This window comes from Gaetbulibacter jejuensis (genome assembly GCF_039524015.1).
GTDB lineage: Bacteria > Bacteroidota > Bacteroidia > Flavobacteriales > Flavobacteriaceae > Gaetbulibacter_B > Gaetbulibacter_B jejuensis.
This window is the reverse complement of the sequence record NZ_BAAAGF010000001.1, coordinates 77353-100318: the sequence shown is the minus strand read 5'-3', so window position 1 is coordinate 100318 and position 22966 is coordinate 77353. Positions and strand designations below refer to the sequence as shown.

Genomic DNA, 22966 nt, shown 5'->3' with positions numbered 1-22966 from the left:
AAAATGATTATTACCGATACACATACTCATTTATACAGTGAGGCTTTTGATGAAGATAGAAAGGAAATGATACAACGTGCTATAGATGCCAATGTTTCTCGTTTTTTTATTCCAGCAATAGACTCTAGCTACACAACATCTATGTTACAGTTGGAACAAGAATTTCCCAATCATGTGTTTTTAATGATGGGTTTGCATCCTACTTCTGTAAAAGATAACTATAAAGAAGAATTACAACATGTTGAGGAGTTAATGGCAAAAAGACACTTTTATGCTGTTGGCGAAATAGGGATCGATTTATATTGGGATACTTCTACTTTAGAAATTCAAAAAAAAGCATTTAAGCATCAAATTCAGTTAGCAAAAAAATACAAGTTGCCAATTGTGATACATTGTCGTGATGCTTTTGATGAAATATTTGAAGTTCTAGAAACCGAAAAAGACGATGCGCTTTTTGGCATCTTTCATTGCTTTACAGGTACTTTTGAGCAAGCACAAAAAGCAATTTCTTACAATATGAAATTAGGAATAGGTGGTGTTGCAACATTTAAAAATGGAAAAATAGACCAGTTTTTAAATCAAATAGACTTAAAACATATTGTTTTGGAAACCGACTCGCCATATTTAGCACCAAAACCATATCGAGGGAAACGTAATGAAAGTAGTTATATAATAAAGGTGTTAGAGAAACTATCAGAACTGTATAATTTTCCTCAAGAAACCATTGCAGAAATAACAACACAAAACTCAAAAGACATATTTAATATATAATAGGTATGGAAAGCAATAGCCCAAAAATACTTTTAATATATACTGGTGGAACTATTGGGATGATTAAAAACCCAAATACTGGAGCATTGAAGTCCTTTGACTTTAATAATCTGTTAAAACGTATTCCTGAATTAAAACTATTAGACTGTGATATAAGTACAATATCCTTTAAAGATCCAATAGATTCTTCAAACATGAATCCTGACTATTGGGTTCAAATAGCCGAAATTATAGAAGACAATTACGATAGCTTTGATGGGTTTGTAGTACTTCATGGTAGTGATACCATGAGCTATACAGCTTCAGCATTAAGTTTTATGTTAGAAAACTTAGCTAAACCTGTAATATTAACAGGGTCGCAATTACCAATTGGTGATTTGCGTACCGATGCCAAAGAAAACTTGATAACCACAATTCAAATGGCATCGTTGCAAACTAGGAACAGACCATTAATAAGAGAGGTAGGGTTATATTTTGAATACAAATTATATAGAGGAAATCGTACAACTAAAATAAATGCAGAACATTTTGAAGCATTTGAGTCCTTAAATTATCCTCATTTAGCCGAATCTGGAGTACATATTAAGGTAAACCATGAAGACTTGTATAAACCAAATGCTAGAAAAAAGTTGGTTGTGCATAAATCTTTTGATAACAGTATTGCTTTAATAAAGCTGTTTCCAGGTATTTCGAAATCGGTTTTGGAATGCATGACACATAATCCTAAAATAAAAGGTATTGTTTTAGAAACCTATGGAGCAGGTAATGCTACAACCGAAGATTGGTTTATTGACTTAATGGAATCTGCTATAAAAAAAGGGGTGCAAATTATAAATGTAACACAATGCTCAGGAGGAAGTGTCAATATGGGACAGTATGAAACCAGTTCGCAGCTTAAAAAAGCAGGTGTAATTTCAGGAAAAGACATTACAACCGAAGCTGCAATAGCAAAATTAATGTATATGTTGGGAGAAAACATTTCTGCTAAAACGTTCAAAACCATATTTGAAACGCCTTTACGTGGAGAAATGTCTTAAAATTAACTTTCAAAATTTTAACATTCAAAGAATTTTTTGTTATTTGACCCACTGTAATTAAAGATAAAGTTACAGAGAGGTGGCCGAGTGGTCGAAGGCGCACGCCTGGAAAGTGTGTATACGTCAAAAGCGTATCGAGGGTTCGAATCCCTTCCTCTCTGCTGTTATTTTATTTTTAATTGTAATTTTTTTATATCTTTAACACTTTAACTAATAAAATTAAGAATAAGAACAATGAAAAGACTATTTTCTATCCTAGCCATAGCAGGAACCATGGCTTTCGGAACTGTTAATGCAAACGCATTTACTACAACTACAACTGCCGCAACAACAACTGTTGCAACTGTAACACAAGAAGAAGAGGCTGCAGCTCCTGCTGAAGAAGACCTTGGATTTCACCAAGAATTAAAGAAACGTTTTATTGAAGGTGGACCTGGGTTTATGGGAATTGTATTGCTATGTTTAATTTTAGGTTTAGCAATTGCAATTGAAAGAATTATCTTTTTAAACTTATCTACTACAAATACTAAGAAATTAACTCAAAATGTAGAAGATGCATTAGCATCAGGTGGTATCGAAGCAGCTAAAGAAGTTTGCAGAAACACAAAAGGACCTGTTGCATCTATTTTTTATCAAGGATTAGACAGAGCAGACGAAGATATCGATGCTGCTGAAAAAGCTGTTGTTGCCTATGGTGGAGTACAAATGGGACAATTAGAGAAAAACGTATCATGGATTTCATTATTTATCGCATTGGCACCAATGCTTGGGTTCATGGGTACAGTAATTGGTATGATTCAAGCATTCGATAAAATTGAAGCAGCTGGTGACATGCAACCTTCTTTAGTAGCAGGTGGTATTAAAGTTGCCTTATTAACAACTGTATTCGGTCTTATTGTAGCAATTATACTTCAAATTTTCTACAACTATATTATTGCAAAAATTGATAGTATCGTTAACGATATGGAAGATGCGTCTATTACATTAATGGACATGTTAGTAAAGCACAAAAAATAATAAGCAATAAATTATAGAAAAATTATGCATAAGATTTTAAAAATAGTAGCAGCTGTACTTAGTTTACTAGGTATTGTCTTCCTAATTAGAATTATTTCTAAAGGAGACGAAGCTATTAAAGCAGCTGCCTTAGAAGGAGATACAGCAATTGTAGACCCAATGGCAATAGTTACTTATATTGTTCTTGGACTCGTATTACTATTTGTTGTAGTGTTTGTGTTAAAAAATCTATTCACAAATACTGGATCCTTAAAAAACACGTTAATAGGAGTAGGCCTTTTTGCTGCTGTACTTATAATTGCATACGCAGTATCTGGTGGAGACACTAATACATATATGTACAATAACAAAGTAGCAACTGAAGGACAATCTCACATGGTAGGAGCAGGTTTAATTGCCTTCTACATATTAATAATTGGAGCAGCTGCGGCAATGTTATTTGCTGGAGCAAAAAAAATGATTAAGTAATTATGGCAAAAAGATCAGCACCAGAAGTTAATGCAGGCTCAATGGCTGATATTGCATTCTTACTTCTTATTTTCTTTTTGGTTACAACAACTATTGAGACTGATACAGGTTTAAATAGAAAGTTGCCTCCAATTGAAGAAAGTGACGAAGATGTAATCATCAAGCAAAAAAATATTTTTACCGTGCTTATTAATGGTAAAGACCAATTGCTTGTTGAGGACGAATTGATGGATCTTAAAGATTTGCGTAAAGCTGCAGTAGAATTCCTTGATAATGGAGGAGGAACTGGAGAGGATGGATGTGACTATTGTAAAGGGAAAAGAGACCCTAAGTCATCTGACAACCCTGATAAAGCTATCATATCTTTAAAGAACGAGCGTGAAACTACTTACAAGACTTATATTTCTGTTCAAAATGAGTTAGTAGCAGCATACAATGAACTTAGAAATCGTAGAGCGCAAGAACTTTACGGGACTTCGTTTTTACAAATGCAAGCTAATTATGACGACGTAAACTGGGTTGGAAGTAAAGACAAGCTTAAAGAAAAGATTGAAAAGATAAAACTTGAGTACCCTCAAAAACTATCTGAAGTTCAACAAAAGTAATTTAGAAAACATAAGATATGTCTAAATTTAATAAGAAAAAATCAGGCGATTTACCAGCTATTTCAACTGCGTCTTTACCTGATATTGTATTTATGTTATTATTCTTCTTTATGGTTGCTACCGTAATGAGAGATAATACCTTAAAAATTAAAAACGAATTACCAAGTGCTGACCAAGTTGAAAAGCTAGATAAAAAAGATTTGGTGATGTACATATACGTAGGACAACCTACTGAAAGATATCAAAGCCAATTTGGTAAAGAATCACGTATACAGTTAAATGATAAATTTGCTGATGTAAGTGATATAAAAGCTTTTATAGCTGCAGAACGAGCATCTAAAAGAGAAGAACTAATCCCGTTTCTTACAACTGCTTTAAAAGTAGATAAAGAAGCAAATATGGGATTAATTGGAGATATTAAGCAGGAACTTAGAGAAGAGAATGCTTTAAAAATTAACTACACCACTAAACAAGGTGATATCTCTGCTAATAGAAAATAATTTTATTTGTTAAATTTCTAAAACATCCTGGTTATTTTGATCAGGATGTTTTTTTATACATTATATTTTAATCATTACCATATATTTGTATAAATGAATCTCAAACTCCTATTTGCATTTCTATTGTTGTCACAATTTGTATTGGGACAAACTACTAACGATTCTACTCTAGTTGATTCTCGTTATAGAGAAGACCAATTTTATGTTTCGGCAACTTATAACTTACTAGCAAATAAACACGAAGATGTTTCTCAAAGAGGCTTTTCTAGTGGTTTTCATTTGGGCTTTATAAGGGATATGCCTATCAATAAAAAGAGAAATGTAGCTGTTGGTTTAGGTATTGGTTTATCAGCCAATTCTTATAATCAAAATCTATTAATCGATGAAATTCCTGGAGGATATACATATACTGTTTTAGATGAAGACGAAACGTCTTTTTCAAAGAATAAATTTACTACCTATGTTCTTGAGGTACCACTAGAATTTAGATGGAGGACATCTGACGCCTCTACATATAAGTTTTGGAGGATTTATACAGGACTGAAATTTGGTTACGTTTTTGCTAATTCTACAAAGTTTAAAGGCAATTCAGAAACCATTAAGCTTACTAATGTTTCTGACTTCAATACAATTCAATATGGCTTGACCTTTAGCGCAGGTTATGACACTTGGAATATTCATTTTTACTATGCTTTAAATCCAATCTTTGAAAGTAGTGCGAAAATTGAAGATTCTACTATTGACATGTCAGTTGCCAGAATTGGAATAATGTTTTACATTTTATAGCCAATAATTAAGTAAGATTAATTGTGGAATTAATCCAATAAAAAAGCCTATAATTAGTTCTATGCTACTATGCGCTTTTAAATGCAGCCTAGAGCTTGCAATAGCGCCTAAAATGATACACATAAGTGCAATAGTACCATTAATATTTATTTTAAAATGAATACCTATTGCAACTGCAAACATGAAAAAACCAGCTGCAGCTATCATATGTATACTTGCTTTAAATTTTAGAAAAGCCAAAATAAGACACGTTATGGTTGAGCAAAGTACACCTACAAAAAAGTAGTATAATTCAGGAATTTCATTATAGGTTAAAACCCTATTTAAAACAAGTATTATGATTGCACTATTAAGAATTAAAGGGATAATACGTTCTTGAGTTGTTTCAAGGTAAAAAGAGTCTATTTTTTTAATGGTTTTAAGTAGATAAAATAGCAATATAGGAAGTGCAATAGTGAGTATTGAAACCGAAAATAGTTTAGCTTTTACTATAGGAACAGGAATAAACCTAGGTGTTTTTGAAAAGTAAAAGATTACACCTAATAAAGGCATTAAAACAGGATGGAAAATAAATGATATGGCTCTAAGAATATGGTTTATCATATCTTTTTTCTCAATCTTGCCACAGGAATATCTAGTTGCTCTCTGTATTTTGCTACAGTACGTCTAGCAATTGGATAGCCTTTTTCTTTTAAAATTGAAGCTAATTTTTCATCGGTTAGTGGTTTTCTTTTGTTTTCTTCTTCAATAACCGTTTCTAGAATTTTTTTAATTTCTCTAGTTGAAACTTCTTCACCTTGGTCATTTGTCATTGACTCAGAGAAAAACTCCTTAATCAATTTAGTACCATAAGGTGTATCTACATATTTACTATTGGCAACTCTTGATATTGTTGATACATCCATGTCTATTTCATCAGCAATATCTTTTAAAATCATTGGTCTTAACTTACGTTCGTCACCTGTTAAAAAATACTCTTTTTGATAATGCATAATAGCACTCATGGTTACAAAAAGGGTTTGTTGACGTTGTTTTATAGCTTCAATAAACCATTTTGCAGCATCTAGTTTTTGCTTAATGAAAAGCACAGCATCTTTTTGAGATTTGCTCTTGTCTTTAGATTCTTTATAGCCTTTCATCATGTTGCTATATTCTCTTGAAACATGAAGCTCAGGAGCGTTTCTTCCGTTTAAAGTAAGCTCAAGTTCGCCATCTATAATTTTAATAGCAAAATCAGGTACTACGTGCTCAACAATCCTATTATTACCAGCATAAGAACCACCAGGTTTTGGGTTAAGATGTTCAATTTCATCTATAGCATCTTTAAGTTGTACTTCGGTAATGTCAAATTTTTGAAGTAGCTTTTTGTAATGCTTTTTGGTAAACTGTTCAAAAGCTTTATCAATAATATCAATGGCAAGTTCAACATCAGGTGTTTTTTCTTTTCTATGTAGCTGAATGCTTAAACACTCTTGAAGGTTTCTTGCGCCAACACCAGCAGGATCTAGTTGATGTACTTTATGTAAAACTTTTTCAACCGATGCTTCATCAGTATACACACCTTGAGTAAATGCTAAATCGTCAACAATATCGTTTAAAGAACGACGTATATAACCACTCTCATCAACGCTTCCAACTAAAAATTCAGCGATTTCATATTCGTTATCATCTAGTCGGAATGTGTTTAATTGGTTGGTTAAATGCTGAGTAAAAGAGGTTCCAGCAGCATAAGGTACATTTTTTTCTTCATCGTCGCTACTGTAATTATTGGCTTGGGTCCTGTAGTCAGGAATATCGTCATCACTTAAATACTCATCTACATTTATGTCTTCGGCATTTATAGATTCGTTGTCATTATAGTCGTCAGCAGAGTTGTCAAATTCATCATATTTATCATCAAATTCATCTGATGATTCTTTACCACTTTCTAAAGCTGGGTTTTCCTCTAATTCTTGCTTTAATCTTTGCTCAAACGCTTGTGTAGGCAACTGAATCAATTTCATTAATTGAATTTGTTGCGGAGACAACTTTTGTGATAATTTAAACTGTAAATACTGTTTAAGCATTGTGTTATTTGGGTTTAGAGTAAAAATAAAAAAAACAATCTACATTATGTTAGAACGTAGATTGTTTTATTTCATTATTTATTTTGAAGTGATACATTTAATAAACATCTAGCGATATAAATTAAAAATCTCAGTGCAATTAGAATTCAGCATTTTGAGGTGTTCTTGGGTAAGGTATAACATCTCTAATGTTACCCATTCCTGTAGCAAACATAACTAAACGCTCAAAACCTAATCCAAATCCAGAGTGAACAGCAGTTCCGTATTTACGTAAATCTAAATACCACCATAGTTCTTCTTCTTCGATATCAAGCGCTTTCATTTTTTCTTTTAAAACGTCTAAACGCTCTTCACGCTGTGAACCACCTACAATTTCTCCAATTCCTGGGAATAAAATATCCATAGCTCTAACGGTTTTTCCGTCTTCATTTAAACGCATGTAAAATGCTTTAATGTTTGCAGGATAATCAAATAAGATTACTGGGCATTTAAAGTGCTTTTCAACTAAATAGCGCTCATGTTCGCTTTGCAAGTCCGCTCCCCATTCTTCAATAATATAATTGAATTTCTTTTTCTTGTTTGGCTTACTATTACGTAAAATATCTATGGCTTCAGTGTAACTTACACGCTTAAAGTTGTTGTCTACAACAAATTTTAACTTTTCAATTAAGCTCATTTCGCTACGTTCAGCTTGAGGTTTTGTTTTTTCTTCGTCAAGTAAACGGTTTTCTAAAAATTTTAGGTCGTCCATGTTGTGTTCTAGAACGTAGCTCAACACCGATTTCATAAAATCTTCGGCTAAATCCATGTTACCAGCTAAATCCATAAAAGCCACTTCTGGTTCTATCATCCAGAATTCAGCTAAGTGACGTGATGTGTTAGAATTTTCCGCTCTAAATGTTGGTCCAAATGTGTACACTTTACCTAATGACATTGCATAGGTTTCGGCTTCTAACTGACCAGAAACGGTTAAGTTGGTTTCTTTTCCAAAGAAATCTTCTTTGTAGTTTACTTTTCCATCTTCAGTCAATGGAGGGTTTTTAGCATCTAGAGCACTTACTCTAAACATTTCACCAGCACCTTCGGCATCACTACCTGTAATGATAGGTGTGTGCATATAATAAAAACCATTTTCATTAAAGTACTTGTGAATAGCAAATGATAATGAAGAACGCAAGCGCATTACAGCGCTAAATGTACTTGTTCTTGTGCGCAAATGTGCATTTTCACGTAAAAATTCAAACGAGTGTTTTTTAGGTTGAATAGGATATTCGTCTGGGTGAGAATCACCAAGAATATCAATGGTTTTAACCTGTATTTCTACACTTTGTCCTTTTCCTTGACTTTCTACAAGTTCACCTTTTATATGTATTGCAGCACCAGTAGTTATGCGCTTTAAGGTGGCTTCGTCTGTGTTTTCAAAATCTACTACACATTGTATATTATTAATTGTAGAACCATCATTTAAAGCTATAAAACGATTAGCTCTAAACGTTCTAACCCATCCTTTAATTTCAATGTCTTGTAGTGTAATGTCACTTGACAATAGTTCTGCAACAGTGTGTAATTTCATTTGATATTAAATTTAAAATGCAAAGATAATTTTTTATGATTATTCTGAAGAATTTTCTATTTCATCATCTTCTTCAGGAATAATGTTTATTGCTGGTTTTCGTAATACTTCTTTATTGGCAATGCTTCTTTCTAACGATAATAATAACGATGGTAAAAGCAATAGGTTAGACAACATTGCAAAAAGTAATGTGGCCGAAACTAGAGCTCCTAAAGCAACTGTACCTCCAAAACTAGATATGGTAAATACCGAAAAGCCAAAGAATAATACTATTGAAGTATAAAACATGCTTACACCAGTTTCGCGCAATGCTGCATAAACCGACTTTCTTATTTTCCAGTGGTTGGCTTGAAGCTCTTGACGGTATTTTGCTAAAAAGTGAATAGTGTCATCTACCGAAATACCAAAAGCAATACTAAATACTAGAATTGTTGAAGGCTTTATAGGCACTCCTAGATAACCCATTAAACCTGCGGTTACTAGTAATGGTAATATGTTAGGAATTAAGGATACAATAATCATCCTAAAAGATCTAAACATATAAGCCATAAATAATGAGATTAAAATTATGGCTAAGGATAATGATATTGCGAGATTTTTTACTAAATACTTTGTTCCTTTTTGAAATACCAATGCTTTACCTGTCATAGTAACTTTATAACGCTCTTCAGGAAACACTTTGTTAATTTTGTTTTGAAGGTCTTCTTCAATACGCTCCATTTTATCAGTACCAATATCTTTCATAAAGGTTGTAATACGCGCATATTGACCTGTACTATCTACAAAGTTATTTAGTAAATCTACATTTGAAGATGAGTTTTTTGCATACGATAAAATAAAACTGTTTTCTTGACTAGTTGGGAGTTGGTAATATTTTGGGTTACCATTATAGTAAGCTTGTTTAGAATATTTTACCAAACTAACTACTGATATTGGTCTTGATAGTTCTGGTGTTTCAATGATGAGTTCCTCTAACTCGTTCATGCGTTTTAAAGTACTTAACTTCATAACGCCTTTTTTACGTTGAGTATCTACCATAATTTCAAGAGGCATAATACCATTAAACTCACTTTCAAAAAAGCGAATGTCATGGAAAAACTCTTTTTCTTTAGGCATGTCTTCAATTAAACTACCCGAAATTTTTATTTGGTAAATACCAATAATACTGGCAGTAAGTAAAACAACTGAAGTTGCATAAATAGCAATTTTGTGCTCTCTTACCATGCGTTCCATCCAATCTACAAAAGTTCCAATCCAACGTTTGTTAAGATGTTCTAAGTGACGTTCTTTAGGGTAAGGTAAAAAGGTGTAAATAATAGGTATTACCAAAAGGCACAATATAAAAATAGCTAAAATGCTAAGCGAAGCCACAATACCAAACTCTTTAAGCAACGTACTTTCAGTAAGAATAAAAGTAGCAAAACCAGAAGCAGTAGTAACATTAGTCATTAACGTAGCGTTACCAATTTTTGTAATGACACGCTGTAGCGACTTTACTTTATTACCATGTTTTTTAACCTCGTGTTGGTATTTATTTATTAAAAAGATACAGTTAGGAATACCAATAACTATAATAAGTGGCGGAATTAAAGCTGTTAAAACAGTGATTTCATATTTTAACAACCCAAGTATACCAAAAGTCCACATTACACCAATACACACTACAATAAGAGAGATAAATGTGGCTCTAAACGACCTGAAAAAGAAAAAGAAAATTAACGAAGTTACTAGTAAAGCTGCTCCAATAAATAGTCCTATTTCATCAACAATGTTTTGTGAGTTTAGGGTACGAATGTAAGGCATACCTGAAACCCTAACATCTAAATCATTTTCACTTTCAAAGGTGCTTATTTTATCTTGAAGCGTTTCAATTATAAAATCTTTTCTTGCAGGTGTATTAACTATATCTTTTTTAAGATAAATAGCTGTTCGAATGGTTTTTGTGGTCTTGTTAAACAGAAAATTATCATAAAAAGGATACTGTTTAAACAGTTCGTTTTGAAGCGTATCTATTTGCGCCAAAGAATGAATAGAATCTTTTATAAAAGGCTCTAATTCAAATTTTTGAGCATCGTTGTTTTTTACAAGTTTTTGAAGGTCTTTAATTGACACAACGGTTTCAACTTCATCATAAGCTTTAAAATCTTCAGAAAGTTGATTCCAAGCGTTAAGTTTTTCAACCGAAAAAAGGGTTGAGTCTTTAACACCCAAAACAATGAGGTTACCTTCTTCACCAAAAATATCTAAGAACTCGTTGTAAGTAACATTTACCTCATGATCATCAGGTAATAAATTGGCTTCAGTGTAGGTGAAGCGCATATATTTCCACTGATAACTAAAGAAAATTGTAGCAAGAATTATGGCAATAAGTATTGCTATTTTATTACGCAAAATAACTCGCGCAACAACTTCCCAGAATCCTGTTGTAAATAGTTTAAACATAGTGTTACAAAAACAGCGACAAAGGTAGAAAAAAGCTAAGGATTAGCTAAGAAAAACAAGTTTATTATTGTGTTTATAACGAAACGTTAAAGGTAAATTTAAAAGCTACGTTATCTTCGGTTTTTGGTAGGTGGTAAGCTCCATAACGATACGCAAAGCTAAGTCCGAAACCAAAGAGAAGTTTGTTGATTTCAAAACCAGATTCAGAATAACCATCTTCTAAGGTGTTGAATGTTATATTTTGATGCCTGTCAATATTGCCCATGTTTCCAATTGCATACCTTGTTATTAATACCAATTGAGGTTTGTAGCGTTCAGAAATATTAAAAGGTTGAAAATAATGCTTCAGCTGAAAGGTTGAAAACCTATCAGAGAAAAATTCATTAAAATACATGGTTTCAAAGCTATTTATACCTGCAACCGAAAATCGTTGTAATATGGTCTCTTTGGTGATATTGTTTGGATAAGCATGATATAAATGCGTTAAGGGTGTATCGCCACTTACCATTCCTGCAACTACTGTTGCTTGTGTGTACGACTCTTTAGTATAATTTAACTGATAAACAGTTCTAAAGTCTAACTTTGAAAAGTTAATATTGCTTCTAAAAACATCTTCAAAAGCATGTGTGTATTGTAGTGTGAATTTAGGATAGCCAGTTTTAATTTCTTTTATTAAGTCATCTTCTGAAACTTCAAACTTACTAAACGGACTCCATTGCAATGCAACTTTAGCTGTACTTAAGTGAAATTCGTTTAATATTTTGTCATTTTTTAAATATTCATAGCTATACGTAGGGTTGATGTTGCTAACGGCAAATTGCGTTTCGGTAAGTAAATGTTTACTTAGTTTATGCTCTAAAGTTATAGCTTTAGTAATGTGTTTATGAAACAAGTTAATATTAAGCAATCGAGGTTCAAAGAACTGAAAAAAACGTTTGTCGGTTAAAAAAGCAGAACTTCCTGTTTCCTGAAGATCATCAGTATATGATAAGTTTAGCCAAGTGTTAGATTTTGACGCAAGTCTAAACCCACCACCAATACTGTATTTAAAATTATGGTCTAAAAACCCATAAACAAGATAGCCATTAAGTCTATAATGTTCTGAAAAGCGTTTGTTTGTAATGCCGCCTAAACCTGTTCTGACACCTTCATATTGGTTGTATTTAAAAAGGTATCGTAAATCTATGTTTAAGTAATTGGTTGGAAAAAAACCATTGCCTATTTGTTTAAGGAATTCGGTTTTTTTAATAGAGTCCTGACTAACTTTAGTAGAATCTTTTAAAGTTGTTTGCGACTGTGTAGTATAAATACAGAGTATAAAAAAAATAAAAACACAGTGTTTATGCATGTAAGAGGGAAGGGTTTTAAAAGGATAAGAAAAAGCGACAATTATGTCGCTTTTAATTATACTGTCATTATCTCTTTTTCTTTGACTTCTAAAATATCGTCAATTTTTTTAACGTATTTATCGGTCATTTGTTGTATGTCAATCTCTGCATTTTTTTGAAGGTCTTCTGATGCATCATCTAATTTTTTAATTTCGTTGTTAGCATCTTTTCTTGCACTTCTAACACCAATTTTAGCATCTTCAGCTTCAGCTTTAGCTTGTTTAGCAAGGTCACGACGACGCTCTTCAGTCAATGGTGGCACATTAATAATAATCATTTCACCATTGTTCATAGGGTTAAAACCAAGATTTGCAATCATTATTCCTCGCTCAATTTCTTGTAGCATTCCTTTTTCCCAAGGTTGAACAGATATGGTTCTACCATCAGGAGTGTTAACGTTTGCAACCTGATTTAATGGTGTTTGAGACCCATAATAGTCAACCATTACACCTCCCAACATTGCAGGACTAGCTTTTCCTGCTCTAATGTTTACTAATTGTTTTTCTAAATGCTTTATTGCAGCATCCATTGATTCTTTAGCAGAGTCTAGTATAAATTGTATGTCTTCGTTCATCTTTAAAAGTATTTTAATTCTTAAAAAGCCATTTCAAAAAATGAGCCAAACCTTTAAAATTATTATAAGTTTACTTTAGTTCCAATCTTTTCTCCAGAAACTACTTTTAGTAAGTTTCCTTTTTTGTTCATATCAAAAACAATAATTGGAAGTTCATTTTCCTGACTCAATGTAAAGGCTGTAGTGTCCATTACTTTAAGACCTTGGCGCAATACATCATCAAAAGAAATATAATCAAATTTTACAGCTTTTGAGTCTTTTTCAGGATCAGCATTGTAAATTCCATCTACACGAGTACCTTTTAAAATAACATCAGCTTCCATTTCAATAGCTCTTAATACAGCAGCAGAATCTGTTGTAAAATATGGGTTTCCTGTTCCACCACCAAAAATTACAACACGCCCTTTTTCTAAGTGGCGAAGTGCTTTTCTTCTAATAAAAGGTTCAGCAACTTCATCAATACTTATTGCCGACTGTAAACGAGTAGGTACACCAGCATCTTCTAAGGCACTTTGTAAAGCTAAACCATTAATGACGGTTGCTAACATACCCATGTGATCACCTTGAACCCTGTCCATTCCATTGCTTGCACCAGCAACACCTCTAAAAATGTTTCCACCACCAATAACAATGGCTACTTCAACACCTTTTTCAATGATTTCTTTAATGTCGTTTGCATATTCTGATAAACGTACAGGATCAATACCGTATTGACGTGTTCCCATTAGGGCTTCACCAGATAATTTTAGGAGAATTCTTTTGTATTTCATTTTGATTTTGAAAGTTTAGCAAAACTACATAATTTTTTTGTTTTTAAATTATAAAAAAAGCCTCTCGTTATGAGAAGCTTTTTAATGTTTTGGAAAATTGGATTTTAATTATCCAACAGTTACACGTTTAAAACTTGTAACTTCAACATCTCCATAAGATGCAACATATTTTGCTACGTTTATTTTTTCGTCTTTAATGAAGTTTTGATCCAATAAGCATTGTTCTTGGTCTAAAGTTGTGTTATCAGAAATGAAACGCTCCATTTTACCTGGTAAAATTCTATCCCAAATTTGCTCTGGCTTACCTTCAGCTTTTAATTCAGCTTTTGCATCTTCTTCAGCTTTAGCTAAAACTTCAGGAGTTAATTGTGCCATTGAAATGTATTGAGGTACATTTTTTAAAGTTTTACCTAAACGACCTAATTCAATATTGTCTTTTTCAATAACAGCAATTCTAGCTTCAGTTTCAGAAGCGATAAATGCAGGATCAAAATCTTTGTAAGATAATGTAGTTGCTCCCATTGAAGCTACTTGCATTGCAACGTCTTTTACTAAAGTATCAGCGTTGTCTACTTTTGCAGATAAACCTACTAAAGCAGCAATTTTATTGATGTGAACGTATTGTCCAACATAAGGAGCTTCTAACTTTTCAAAAGCAGTGATGTCTAACTTTTCACCAATAACACCTGTTTGCTCAGTTAATTTATCAGCAACAGTCATTCCACCAAAATCAGCAGCTAAAAACTCTTCTTTTGTATTGTAGTTTATAGCGATATCAGCTAAATCGTTAGCTAATTTCACAAAGTTTTCGTTTTTACCAACAAAGTCAGTTTCGCAACCTAATACAATAGCAACACCTACAGTATTATCATCGTTAATTTTTGCGATAGCTGCACCTTCAGATGAGTCACGGTCAGCTCTTTTTTCAGCAACTTTTTGTCCTTTTTTACGTAAAACCTCAATAGCTTTGTCAAAATCACCACCAGCTTCCACTAGGGCTTTTTTGCAATCCATCATTCCTGCTCCTGTTGCTTGTCTTAGTTTATTTACTTCTGCGGCTGTAATTTTTACAGTATTTTCCATGAGTTTAAAATTTAAAAAAGTCGTCCAATTAATTTTCAACAAAGAAAAGAACTAAACGACTTATTTATGTTTTGAAATTGTTATTTATTCTTCTTCTTCAGCTACTGCTTTCTTTTTTGCAGTTTTAGCAGGTTTAGCTGCTTTTTCTGATTTATCAGCTTTATCAGATTTTCTTTCTGATAAACCGTCTGCAATTGCAGAAGTTACCAAAGAAAGTACTTTGTTGATTGATTTTGAAGCATCATCGTTAGATGGAATCAAGTAATCAACTTGTCTTGGATCTGAGTTAGTGTCAACCATTGCAAAGATTGGAATGTTTAATTTTTGTGCTTCTTTGATTGCAATGTGTTCACGCTTGATATCTACAACAAATAAAGCACCTGGTAAACGAGTCATATCAGAGATAGAACCTAAGTTCTTTTCTAATTTAGCTCTTAAACGGTCTACCTGTAAACGCTCTTTTTTAGAAAGTGTGTTGAATGTACCATCTTTTTTCATTCTATCAATAGAAGCCATTTTCTTTACAGCTTTTCTAATAGTAACAAAGTTAGTTAACATTCCACCTGGCCATCTTTCAGTAATGTAAGGCATGTTTACTGCACCTGCTTTTTCAGCAACGATGTCTTTAGCTTGTTTTTTTGTAGCAACAAATAAGATTTTCTTTCCAGAAGCTGCAATTTTGTGAAGAGCTTGAGAAGTTTCTTCAATTTTGGCAGCAGTTTTGTAAAGATTGATAATATGGATACCGTTACGCTCCATATAAATGTAAGGAGCCATGTTTGGATCCCATTTTCTAGTCAAGTGTCCAAAATGTACACCTGCTTCAAGTAATTCTTTTACTTCTACTTTTTCCATTTTGTAATAGTTTACGTTCTGTTGAATTAGCAATGATTGAGTGGTTGCTTTTGCTCGCCTTAATCATTTAGATGCTAAACTAAACCCTGACACAAAGGTCATGGGCAACAATAACTGGTTTAAATGTTTTAAATAACTTGATTGTAAAACTGTAAATACAGATCCCGAAATCAAGTTGGGGATTTTAACGTTTAGAGAACTGGAATTTCTTACGAGCTTTCTTCTGTCCGAATTTCTTACGCTCTACCATTCTTGGGTCTCTAGTTAATAAACCTTCAGGTTTTAAAATACCTCTGTTGTCAGCATCTACTTCGCACATAGCACGAGATAATGCTAAACGGATTGCCTCAGCTTGACCTGTTATGCCACCTCCATATACATTTACTGTAATATCAAAGTTGCCATCATTGTTAGTCATAGCTAAAGGTTGGTTTACTTTGTACTGTAAAGTTGCAGTAGGAAAATAAACCGCCATGTCTTTTTTGTTAATCGTGATGTTTCCTTTTCCTTGGGCAACATACACACGAGCAACAGCCGTCTTTCTACGGCCGATTTTGTGAATTACTTCCATTAATTGAATTCGTTTAAGTTAATTGCTTTTGGTTTTTGAGCTTCATGAGCATGCTCAGTACCAACAACAACTGTTAGGTTACGGAATAAATCTGCGCCTAATTTGTTTTTAGGCAACATTCCTTTTACTGATTTTTCTACTAATCTTGCTGGATCTTTTCCAAACATTTCTGTAGCAGATAAACTTCTTTGACCACCTGGATAACCTGTGTGACGAATGTAAGTTTTGTCGTTCCACTTGTTTCCTGTTAAGTTGATTTTTTCAGAGTTAACAACAATTACATTGTCTCCGCAATCAACGTGTGGTGTAAAGTTAGGTTTATGCTTACCTCTTAAAAGTTTTGCAACTTTAGAAGCTAAGCGACCTAAAGTCTGTCCTTCAGCATCAACTAAAACCCACTCCTTATTTACAGTGGCTTTATTTGCTGAAACTGTTTTGTAGCTTAATGTGTCCACACTTTCTAATTTAATAATTAAACATTCTTCTCTCAAAAAGAGTTTGCAAATTTACGATTATATATTTGATTACCAAATTCTAATTAGATGTTTTTTTTCGTTGAAAATCAGGCTGTTTAAAAAGGTTGAATTAAGGTTTGTTTTATACTAGGTTGCAATTTGTCATTTATAGGTTTTTCTATTCATATAATTATGGAATAGTTTTGATATACAATTGTGTAAAATAAGAGATGATTTTAGATTGATTATTTAAAGTATACCAAACATTATAATGTCAATTTTCTTAGAGGTTTTGAGTGTTTTTATTAATGTTATATATGTAATACCGTAAAAACTAACATTACTTCAAAAAAATCAAAGATTTATCTTTCGGCTTTTAGTAGTTTTGCGCCTTTAAAATTAAAGCTATGATTTCTGTAGATAATTTAGTTGTAGAATTTAGTGGTCACACCTTATTTAGTGATGTGTCTTTTACTATAAATGAAAATGATAAAATTGCCCTTATGGGTAAAAATGGTGCCGGAAAATCTACAATGATGAAAATTATTGCTGGTGTTCAAAATCCTACAAAAGGACATGTTAGAACACCAAAAGACGCTGTAATAGCTTATTTGCCTCAGCATTTATTAACCGAAGATAATACATCAGTTTTAGAAGAAACATCCAAAGCATTTAGTCATATTTTTGAAATGCGTGATGAAATGGATGCGTTAAACAAGCAGCTTGAAACACGAACCGATTACGAATCTGATGAATACATGAAAATCATTGAGCGCGTATCAGATTTGGGTGAAAAGTATTATGCTTTAGAGGAAGTAAATTACACTGCTGAAGTTGAAAAAGCGTTGAAAGGTTTGGGTTTCAAGCCTGAAGATTTCAATAAACCAACAAGTGAGTTTTCAGGTGGATGGCGTATGCGAATTGAATTGGCGAAAATTTTACTTCAAAAACCCGATTTAATTTTGCTTGATGAGCCAACCAACCATATAGATATTGAATCGGTAATTTGGCTAGAAGATTTTTTAGTGAATAAGGCAAAAGCAGTGGTCGTGATTTCGCACGATAGAGCGTTTGTAGATAACATTACAAACCGAACTATAGAAGTAACTATGGGTCGTATTTACGATTACAAAGCAAATTATACTCATTATTTACAGCTTCGTGAAGATAGACGAGCGCATCAAATAAAAGCATATCAAGAACAACAAAAATTTATAGCGGACAACCAAGCGTTTATTGAGCGTTTTAAAGGTACATATTCTAAAACCAATCAGGTGGCATCAAGAGAGCGAATGTTAGAAAAGCTTGAAATTATTGAGATTGATGAGATCGATACATCGGCGTTAAAGTTGCGTTTTCCAAAAACACAGCGTTCGGGTGATTATCCTGTAACGGTAAAAGATGTCTCTAAATCCTACGATGACCATGTAGTGTTTAAAAATGCAAACATGTCAATTGCCCGTGGCGAAAAAGTATGTTTTGTAGGTAGAAATGGTGAAGGGAAATCAACGATGATAAAAGCCATTATGGGACAAATTGATGTAGAAGGCACTTGCTCATTAGGTCACAATGTTCAAGTAGGTTATTTTGCACAAAACCAAGCTGCACTTTTAGATGAAGACTTAACTATTTTTCAAACGGTTGATGAAGTTGCAAAAGGCGATATTCGTACGCAAATAAAAAATATTTTAGGTCGTTTTATGTTTAAAGGCGACGATATCGACAAAAAAGTTGGTGTGCTTTCTGGTGGTGAAAAAACCAGGTTAGCTATGGTGAAGTTGCTACTAGAACCTGTAAACTTGTTGATTCTGGATGAGCCAACCAATCATCTCGATTTAAAATCTAAAGACGTTTTAAAAGATGCTTTAAAAGAATTTGATGGGACCTTAGTTTTAGTGTCTCACGATCGTGATTTTCTTCAAGGTTTATCAAAAAAAGTTTTCGAATTTAAAAATCAACGTGTTATTGAACATTTTGAAACTATTGATGACTTCCTAGAACGTAACCGTATAGAAAATATTAAAGCCCTCGATTTATAATTTTTCATTAAAATATACTGCTATTGTGTTGCTTTTGTGTGGTTTAACAGGAGTGCTTGCAATTAAGTAGTAATTTCTATTTACCTTTGTGCCGTTATGCAAGAAGAATTAAGACTTTCTAGTTGGTTACCTACCACAAACAAAGAGGTGAAAATTCGCGGATGGGAATACCTAGATGTTATCCTGTTTAGCGGAGATGCCTATGTAGATCATCCAACCTTTGGTCCAGCAGTAATTGGACGTTTGTTAGAAAGTATGGGTTTACGAGTGGCCATAGTACCACAACCAAACGTTAACGATAATCTTCAGGATTTTGTTAAGTTGGGTAAACCACGTTTATTCTTCGGTGTTACAGGTGGTTGCATGGATCCTATGATTAGCAACTACAACGCCAATAAAAAGCGTCGCGATAAAGATGCCTACACGCCAAATGGCGAAATTGGATTTAGACCAGATTATGCATCAACCGTTTATAGTAAAATTTTAAAAGAAAAATGGCCAGATACACCAGTTTTAATTGGTGGTATTGAAGGCTCTTTACGTCGTGTAACACATTACGATTATTGGAGCGATCAATTAATGCCAACTATTTTAGAAACCTCTAAAGCAGATATGTTGGTGTACGGAATGGGTGAACAACCACTTCGTGAAATTGTACGTTTACTAGAGCGTGGAGTCCCTTTCAATAGTATTAATACAGTTAACCAAACAGCGATTCTTATTAATGATGAAAATGATATCCCAAAAAACAAAAATTGGGAAGATGTTGAAATTGCTTCACACGAAACCTGTTTAAAAGATAAAAAGGCTTACGCATCTAACTTTAAAGTAATAGAGCAAGAGTCTAATAAGTTAGCTGCAAGACGAATTTTTCAGCGTGTTGGTAGTAAGATGTTGATGATTAATCCGCCTTATCCTACAATGACGGAAGCCGAAATTGATGCCTCTTTCGATTTGCCTTACACACGTTTACCACATCCAAAATACAATAAGCGTGGGCCAATTCCTGCTTACGAGATGATAAAAACGTCTATAAACATTCATCGTGGTTGTTTTGGTGGCTGTAGTTTTTGTACTATTTCAGCACATCAAGGAAAATTTATAGCGAGTCGTAGCAAGGAGTCTATATTAAAGGAAGTTGATAAAGTAGCCAATATGCCTGACTTTAAAGGCTATTTATCTGATATTGGCGGACCAAGTGCTAATATGTACCAAATGAAAGGTAAAGTACAATCTATTTGCGATAAATGTGTGGCACCAAGTTGTATTTCGCCAGTAATCTGTAGCAATTTAGATACATCTCATAAACCGTTAACCGAATTATATCAAGCGGTTGATAGTCATCCGAAGGTTAAAAAATCATTTATCGGTTCTGGAATTAGACACGATATGTTGGTCCCAGAATTCAATAAAAATGCCGACCCAAAGGAGTTAGATGATTATACCGAAGAAGTGATGACGAAGCATGTTTCTGGTCGACTTAAAGTGGCGCCAGAACACACCAGTGATCCTGTTTTGAAATTAATGCGAAAACCTTCGTTTAGTTACTTTCATAAGTTTAAAGAACGTTTCGATAAAATCAATATTAAGAATAAACTGAACTTACAGTTAATTCCGTATTTTATTTCAAATCATCCAGCTTGCGAAGTAGAGGATATGGCTAATCTTGCTGCCGAAACTAAAGATATGGGCTTTCAGCTTGAGCAAGTACAAGGTTTTACGCCAACACCAATGACGGTAGCAACAGTGATTTATTACAGTGGTTATCATCCGTATACACTTAAAAAAGTGAATACGCCAAAAACCAGAAAGGAAAAAGACGAACAACACCGTTTTTTCTTTTGGTATAAGGATGAAAACAAAGCCTGGATAAAAAACACGCTTAATAAATTAGGAAGACAAGATTTACTTGATGTTTTATTGCCTAAAAAAGATGAAAAATGGCGTAAAAATAAACCAGGAAAAACTAAAAATACCTTTAACGATGCTGTGCCTTTTAACCAACGAAAAAATAAGGTGAAGTATAAGAAGAGAAAGCGTAAATAGGTTTTCTAATCCAATTCTTCACAATAAAAACCAAGACTTTTAAAGGCCTGTGAAATAGCATAAGGTGTAATGGTTTTGGTTTCAACTCGGAAGATATTGTCACAATCTTCCAAGTCAAAATTCCAATATCCATTTTTGGCAATTAAGCTATTTAAAACAGGCTTTAACTCTTTAATTTCACGATTTGAAGTGATAGATGTTTTAAAGACCAAAACAGAATTCATGCTGTAAATTTTAGCGTTCGTAAAAGAAAGGTGGTTCAATATTTAAAGCACGTAAATACACATAGGCTTGTCCGCGATGATGAATTTCATTGTCAATGAAATAAAAAATAGATGACCAAACAGTACCTTCATACTGACCAAAACTTTTAATGGTGTCATGAAATTGTTCTGGTTTTATCTGTGTCCAATAGGTGTCAATATCTTTGGTGGCCTTATCCCACAACTCTAAAATTTGAGCTTTCTTATTGTTGTGTTCTACGTTTTCTATGAGTTGTGCTGTTTCTGCCGTGGCAATTTCTTTTATTCCTGGTCCTGCAATACCCAAAAGTTCCATAACCATTTCGGCAAAGGTGCGCATGCCACCAATGGAATAATTAAAAAAATCGTCTTCCGGAAAAGCTTCAATAACACGTCGAGTTAAGTTACGATGTCCTTGCCAATGGGCTAGTAATTCTTCAGGTGTAATTACTGTTTGTAATGTAGTGTTGGTGTTTGTTTCCATGTTTTTTGTTTTTTGATGTTCTTGTTATTTGAAATCAAAATTACAAGTGCATAGTGACAGCTTTGTGTCAGTAGTAAAAAATAAAGTTTTAAAAAATTTCAACTGACAAACCCTTGTCATACACCACATCTATTTTTGTGTCTTATTAATGATTAATAATTATGTTGAAGGGTAAATTAAATACAAACTTCAACCTGAAAACCTATCTTTGGGATATATGTTACAGCATTATGAGTTTAGACACTGTAAAACGTTTTGATAGAATTGTAGCCATACTTATTCAATTGCAATCCAAACGCATTGTAAAAGCACAAGAATTAGCCGATAGGTTTCAGGTAAGTTTACGAACCATTTATCGCGATATTCGTACGCTAGAGGCTTCTGGTGTGCCTATCATTAGTGAGGCAGGTGTTGGTTATTCTATAATGGAAGGGTATCGTTTGCCACCAGTTATGTTTACACGCGAAGAAGCAGGTAGTTTTGTTGCTGCCGAAAAACTCATGCAGAAATTTGTAGATAAATCGTTAGGAAATTACTACGAATCTGCAATGTTGAAGTTGAAATCCGTATTACGTGGACGTGAAAAGGATTGGATTTCGGCTTTAGAATCTCAAATATTAGTCGACCCTTCTCATAAACTATTTAATGATGATTTGCCCAATGCGCTTGAAGTACTTTTTGAAAGTATTGCAGAAAAGCGTCAAGTACATCTAAAATATCAGGCGCTTAACAACGAAAATCCTACCGAACGTTTTGTAGAGCCTGTTGGCATCTATCACGAAACAGGATTTTGGTATGTGTTGGGCTTTTGCCATCTTCGGAAGGATTACCGTCAATTCAGAACCGATAGAATGCAAGCTATAAAACCTACTCAACATGGTTTTACCAGAGAGCATATTACCTTAGATGATTACCGCAACAAATTGAATGACGTAGAAAAAACAAAAGTAGTTATTCAGGTAGATAAATCTGTTGTTCGATTTATAAACAATAGCAAATGGCAACACGGATTTGTGTCAGAAAAAGTAAAAGGCAATTATGTTGAAATGACATTCTTAACACCTTATGTAGAACATGGTTTTTCAAGATGGTATATCGTTTTTTCAGATTATGCAAAAATCATAGAACCTGAAAGTTTAAAGTACCAGATAAAAAGTATTCTAGAAAAGGCTATTTCTAAACTTTAATTCAAAC

23 protein-coding genes and 1 tRNA gene are annotated in these 22966 nt (G+C 33.3%); 11 read left to right on the top strand and 13 right to left on the bottom strand.

What is annotated here, in order from left to right:
• The first annotated feature begins 3 nt into the window (after positions 1-3).
• From ABD011_RS00410 to ABD011_RS00375, 8 genes are all read left to right on the top strand, one after another.
• A complete protein-coding gene (locus tag ABD011_RS00410) occupies positions 4-771 on the top strand; it encodes a TatD family hydrolase (protein WP_131508784.1) in 768 nt (255 codons plus the stop codon).
• 5 nt (positions 772-776) lie between these two features.
• On the top strand, positions 777-1808 hold the full coding sequence (locus ABD011_RS00405; protein ID WP_343795070.1) for an asparaginase: 1032 nt from the start codon (positions 777-779) through the stop codon (positions 1806-1808).
• A 73-nt stretch (positions 1809-1881) separates the two neighbouring features.
• Positions 1882-1969: transfer RNA gene (locus tag ABD011_RS00400), tRNA-Ser, on the top strand.
• 73 nt (positions 1970-2042) lie between these two features.
• Complete coding sequence (locus tag ABD011_RS00395; protein WP_129760919.1) at positions 2043-2825, top strand: MotA/TolQ/ExbB proton channel family protein; 783 nt, start codon at positions 2043-2045, stop codon at positions 2823-2825.
• Positions 2826-2849: 24 nt separating this feature from the next.
• Entirely contained in the window at positions 2850-3293 is a 444-nt protein-coding gene (locus tag ABD011_RS00390; protein WP_129760920.1) for a hypothetical protein, read from the top strand.
• Positions 3294-3295: 2 nt separating this feature from the next.
• Positions 3296-3898: an ExbD/TolR family protein gene (locus ABD011_RS00385; protein ID WP_129760921.1), complete on the top strand. Its 603-nt coding sequence runs from the start codon at positions 3296-3298 to the stop codon at positions 3896-3898.
• 17 nt (positions 3899-3915) lie between these two features.
• Positions 3916-4398, top strand: a complete 483-nt coding sequence (locus ABD011_RS00380) for an ExbD/TolR family protein (protein ID WP_129760922.1) — start codon at positions 3916-3918, stop codon at positions 4396-4398.
• A 93-nt stretch (positions 4399-4491) separates the two neighbouring features.
• Positions 4492-5184 carry a porin family protein gene (locus ABD011_RS00375; protein ID WP_343795069.1) on the top strand — a complete coding sequence of 231 codons (693 nt, stop codon included), beginning with the start codon at positions 4492-4494 and terminating at the stop codon, positions 5182-5184.
• Here the strand turns inward: ABD011_RS00375 and ABD011_RS00370 are convergent.
• The 11 genes from ABD011_RS00370 to rplM form a co-directional block, all read right to left on the bottom strand.
• On the bottom strand, positions 5179-5787 hold the full coding sequence (locus tag ABD011_RS00370; RefSeq protein WP_129760924.1) for a hypothetical protein: 609 nt from the start codon (positions 5785-5787) through the stop codon (positions 5179-5181). The two genes, ABD011_RS00375 and ABD011_RS00370, sit on opposite strands and share 6 nt — an antisense overlap.
• Positions 5784-7250, bottom strand: a complete 1467-nt coding sequence (gene rpoN / locus ABD011_RS00365; RefSeq protein ID WP_343795068.1) for an RNA polymerase factor sigma-54 — start codon at positions 7248-7250, stop codon at positions 5784-5786. Before rpoN ends, ABD011_RS00370 begins: the two co-directional genes overlap by 4 nt.
• Positions 7251-7389: 139 nt before the next feature.
• Positions 7390-8823: an asparagine--tRNA ligase gene (asnS, locus tag ABD011_RS00360; RefSeq protein ID WP_131508788.1), complete on the bottom strand. Its 1434-nt coding sequence runs from the start codon at positions 8821-8823 to the stop codon at positions 7390-7392.
• Between the two features lie 39 nt (positions 8824-8862).
• Entirely contained in the window at positions 8863-11265 is a 2403-nt protein-coding gene (locus ABD011_RS00355; protein WP_343795067.1) for an efflux RND transporter permease subunit, read from the bottom strand.
• Between the two features lie 73 nt (positions 11266-11338).
• Positions 11339-12613 (bottom strand): hypothetical protein, encoded by a 1275-nt coding sequence (locus tag ABD011_RS00350; RefSeq protein WP_343795066.1) that lies wholly within the window; start codon positions 12611-12613, stop codon positions 11339-11341.
• 56 nt (positions 12614-12669) lie between these two features.
• A complete protein-coding gene (frr, locus tag ABD011_RS00345) occupies positions 12670-13227 on the bottom strand; it encodes a ribosome recycling factor (RefSeq protein ID WP_129760929.1) in 558 nt (185 codons plus the stop codon).
• Positions 13228-13289: 62 nt separating this feature from the next.
• Complete coding sequence (pyrH, locus tag ABD011_RS00340; RefSeq protein WP_129760930.1) at positions 13290-13997, bottom strand: UMP kinase; 708 nt, start codon at positions 13995-13997, stop codon at positions 13290-13292.
• Positions 13998-14105: 108 nt separating this feature from the next.
• Positions 14106-15080, bottom strand: coding sequence for a translation elongation factor Ts (gene tsf / locus ABD011_RS00335; protein WP_129760931.1), 975 nt, complete (start codon positions 15078-15080; stop codon positions 14106-14108).
• Between the two features lie 84 nt (positions 15081-15164).
• Positions 15165-15935, bottom strand: a complete 771-nt coding sequence (rpsB, locus tag ABD011_RS00330) for a 30S ribosomal protein S2 (protein ID WP_129760932.1) — start codon at positions 15933-15935, stop codon at positions 15165-15167.
• A gap of 184 nt (positions 15936-16119) precedes the next feature.
• Positions 16120-16506 carry a 30S ribosomal protein S9 gene (gene rpsI / locus ABD011_RS00325; protein WP_129760933.1) on the bottom strand — a complete coding sequence of 129 codons (387 nt, stop codon included), beginning with the start codon at positions 16504-16506 and terminating at the stop codon, positions 16120-16122.
• Positions 16506-16961, bottom strand: a complete 456-nt coding sequence (gene rplM, locus ABD011_RS00320; RefSeq protein WP_129760934.1) for a 50S ribosomal protein L13 — start codon at positions 16959-16961, stop codon at positions 16506-16508. The genes rpsI and rplM overlap by 1 nt, the downstream gene beginning before the upstream one ends.
• Positions 16962-17368: 407 nt before the next feature.
• Here rplM and ABD011_RS00315 point away from each other — a divergent pair, with 407 nt between their 5' ends.
• Positions 17369-19000 carry an ABC-F family ATP-binding cassette domain-containing protein gene (locus ABD011_RS00315; RefSeq protein WP_343795065.1) on the top strand — a complete coding sequence of 544 codons (1632 nt, stop codon included), beginning with the start codon at positions 17369-17371 and terminating at the stop codon, positions 18998-19000.
• 96 nt (positions 19001-19096) lie between these two features.
• Positions 19097-21046 (top strand): YgiQ family radical SAM protein, encoded by a 1950-nt coding sequence (locus tag ABD011_RS00310; protein ID WP_343795064.1) that lies wholly within the window; start codon positions 19097-19099, stop codon positions 21044-21046.
• A 5-nt stretch (positions 21047-21051) separates the two neighbouring features.
• Here ABD011_RS00310 and ABD011_RS00305 read toward each other — a convergent pair whose 3' ends face one another.
• Entirely contained in the window at positions 21052-21270 is a 219-nt protein-coding gene (locus ABD011_RS00305; protein WP_343795063.1) for a hypothetical protein, read from the bottom strand.
• Between the two features lie 10 nt (positions 21271-21280).
• The gene (locus ABD011_RS00300) at positions 21281-21772 is read right to left on the bottom strand and encodes a DinB family protein (RefSeq protein WP_343795062.1); all 492 of its coding nucleotides are present in this window, start codon (positions 21770-21772) and stop codon (positions 21281-21283) included.
• A 230-nt stretch (positions 21773-22002) separates the two neighbouring features.
• Here ABD011_RS00300 and ABD011_RS00295 point away from each other — a divergent pair, with 230 nt between their 5' ends.
• Positions 22003-22959 carry a helix-turn-helix transcriptional regulator gene (locus ABD011_RS00295; protein ID WP_343795061.1) on the top strand — a complete coding sequence of 319 codons (957 nt, stop codon included), beginning with the start codon at positions 22003-22005 and terminating at the stop codon, positions 22957-22959.
• The last annotated feature ends 7 nt before the right edge of the window (positions 22960-22966 follow it).

Bases quoted from the DNA above. Each gene is read 5' to 3' on its own strand.
- ABD011_RS00410 (WP_131508784.1), top strand. From the start codon at position 4: ATGATTATTACCGATACACATACTCATTTATACAGTGAGGCTTTTGAT.
- ABD011_RS00405 (WP_343795070.1), top strand. From the start codon at position 777: ATGGAAAGCAATAGCCCAAAAATACTTTTAATATATACTGGTGGAACT.
- ABD011_RS00395 (WP_129760919.1), top strand. From the start codon at position 2,043: ATGAAAAGACTATTTTCTATCCTAGCCATAGCAGGAACCATGGCTTTC.
- ABD011_RS00390 (WP_129760920.1), top strand. From the start codon at position 2,850: ATGCATAAGATTTTAAAAATAGTAGCAGCTGTACTTAGTTTACTAGGT.
- ABD011_RS00385 (WP_129760921.1), top strand. From the start codon at position 3,296: ATGGCAAAAAGATCAGCACCAGAAGTTAATGCAGGCTCAATGGCTGAT.
- ABD011_RS00380 (WP_129760922.1), top strand. From the start codon at position 3,916: ATGTCTAAATTTAATAAGAAAAAATCAGGCGATTTACCAGCTATTTCA.
- ABD011_RS00375 (WP_343795069.1), top strand. From the start codon at position 4,492: ATGAATCTCAAACTCCTATTTGCATTTCTATTGTTGTCACAATTTGTA.
- ABD011_RS00370 (WP_129760924.1), bottom strand. From the start codon at position 5,787: ATGATAAACCATATTCTTAGAGCCATATCATTTATTTTCCATCCTGTT.
- rpoN (WP_343795068.1), bottom strand. From the start codon at position 7,250: ATGCTTAAACAGTATTTACAGTTTAAATTATCACAAAAGTTGTCTCCG.
- asnS (WP_131508788.1), bottom strand. From the start codon at position 8,823: ATGAAATTACACACTGTTGCAGAACTATTGTCAAGTGACATTACACTA.
- ABD011_RS00355 (WP_343795067.1), bottom strand. From the start codon at position 11,265: ATGTTTAAACTATTTACAACAGGATTCTGGGAAGTTGTTGCGCGAGTT.
- ABD011_RS00350 (WP_343795066.1), bottom strand. From the start codon at position 12,613: ATGCATAAACACTGTGTTTTTATTTTTTTTATACTCTGTATTTATACT.
- frr (WP_129760929.1), bottom strand. From the start codon at position 13,227: ATGAACGAAGACATACAATTTATACTAGACTCTGCTAAAGAATCAATG.
- pyrH (WP_129760930.1), bottom strand. From the start codon at position 13,997: ATGAAATACAAAAGAATTCTCCTAAAATTATCTGGTGAAGCCCTAATG.
- tsf (WP_129760931.1), bottom strand. From the start codon at position 15,080: ATGGAAAATACTGTAAAAATTACAGCCGCAGAAGTAAATAAACTAAGA.
- rpsB (WP_129760932.1), bottom strand. From the start codon at position 15,935: ATGGAAAAAGTAGAAGTAAAAGAATTACTTGAAGCAGGTGTACATTTT.
- rpsI (WP_129760933.1), bottom strand. From the start codon at position 16,506: ATGGAAGTAATTCACAAAATCGGCCGTAGAAAGACGGCTGTTGCTCGT.
- ABD011_RS00315 (WP_343795065.1), top strand. From the start codon at position 17,369: ATGATTTCTGTAGATAATTTAGTTGTAGAATTTAGTGGTCACACCTTA.
- ABD011_RS00310 (WP_343795064.1), top strand. From the start codon at position 19,097: ATGCAAGAAGAATTAAGACTTTCTAGTTGGTTACCTACCACAAACAAA.
- ABD011_RS00305 (WP_343795063.1), bottom strand. From the start codon at position 21,270: ATGAATTCTGTTTTGGTCTTTAAAACATCTATCACTTCAAATCGTGAA.
- ABD011_RS00300 (WP_343795062.1), bottom strand. From the start codon at position 21,772: ATGGAAACAAACACCAACACTACATTACAAACAGTAATTACACCTGAA.
- ABD011_RS00295 (WP_343795061.1), top strand. From the start codon at position 22,003: ATGAGTTTAGACACTGTAAAACGTTTTGATAGAATTGTAGCCATACTT.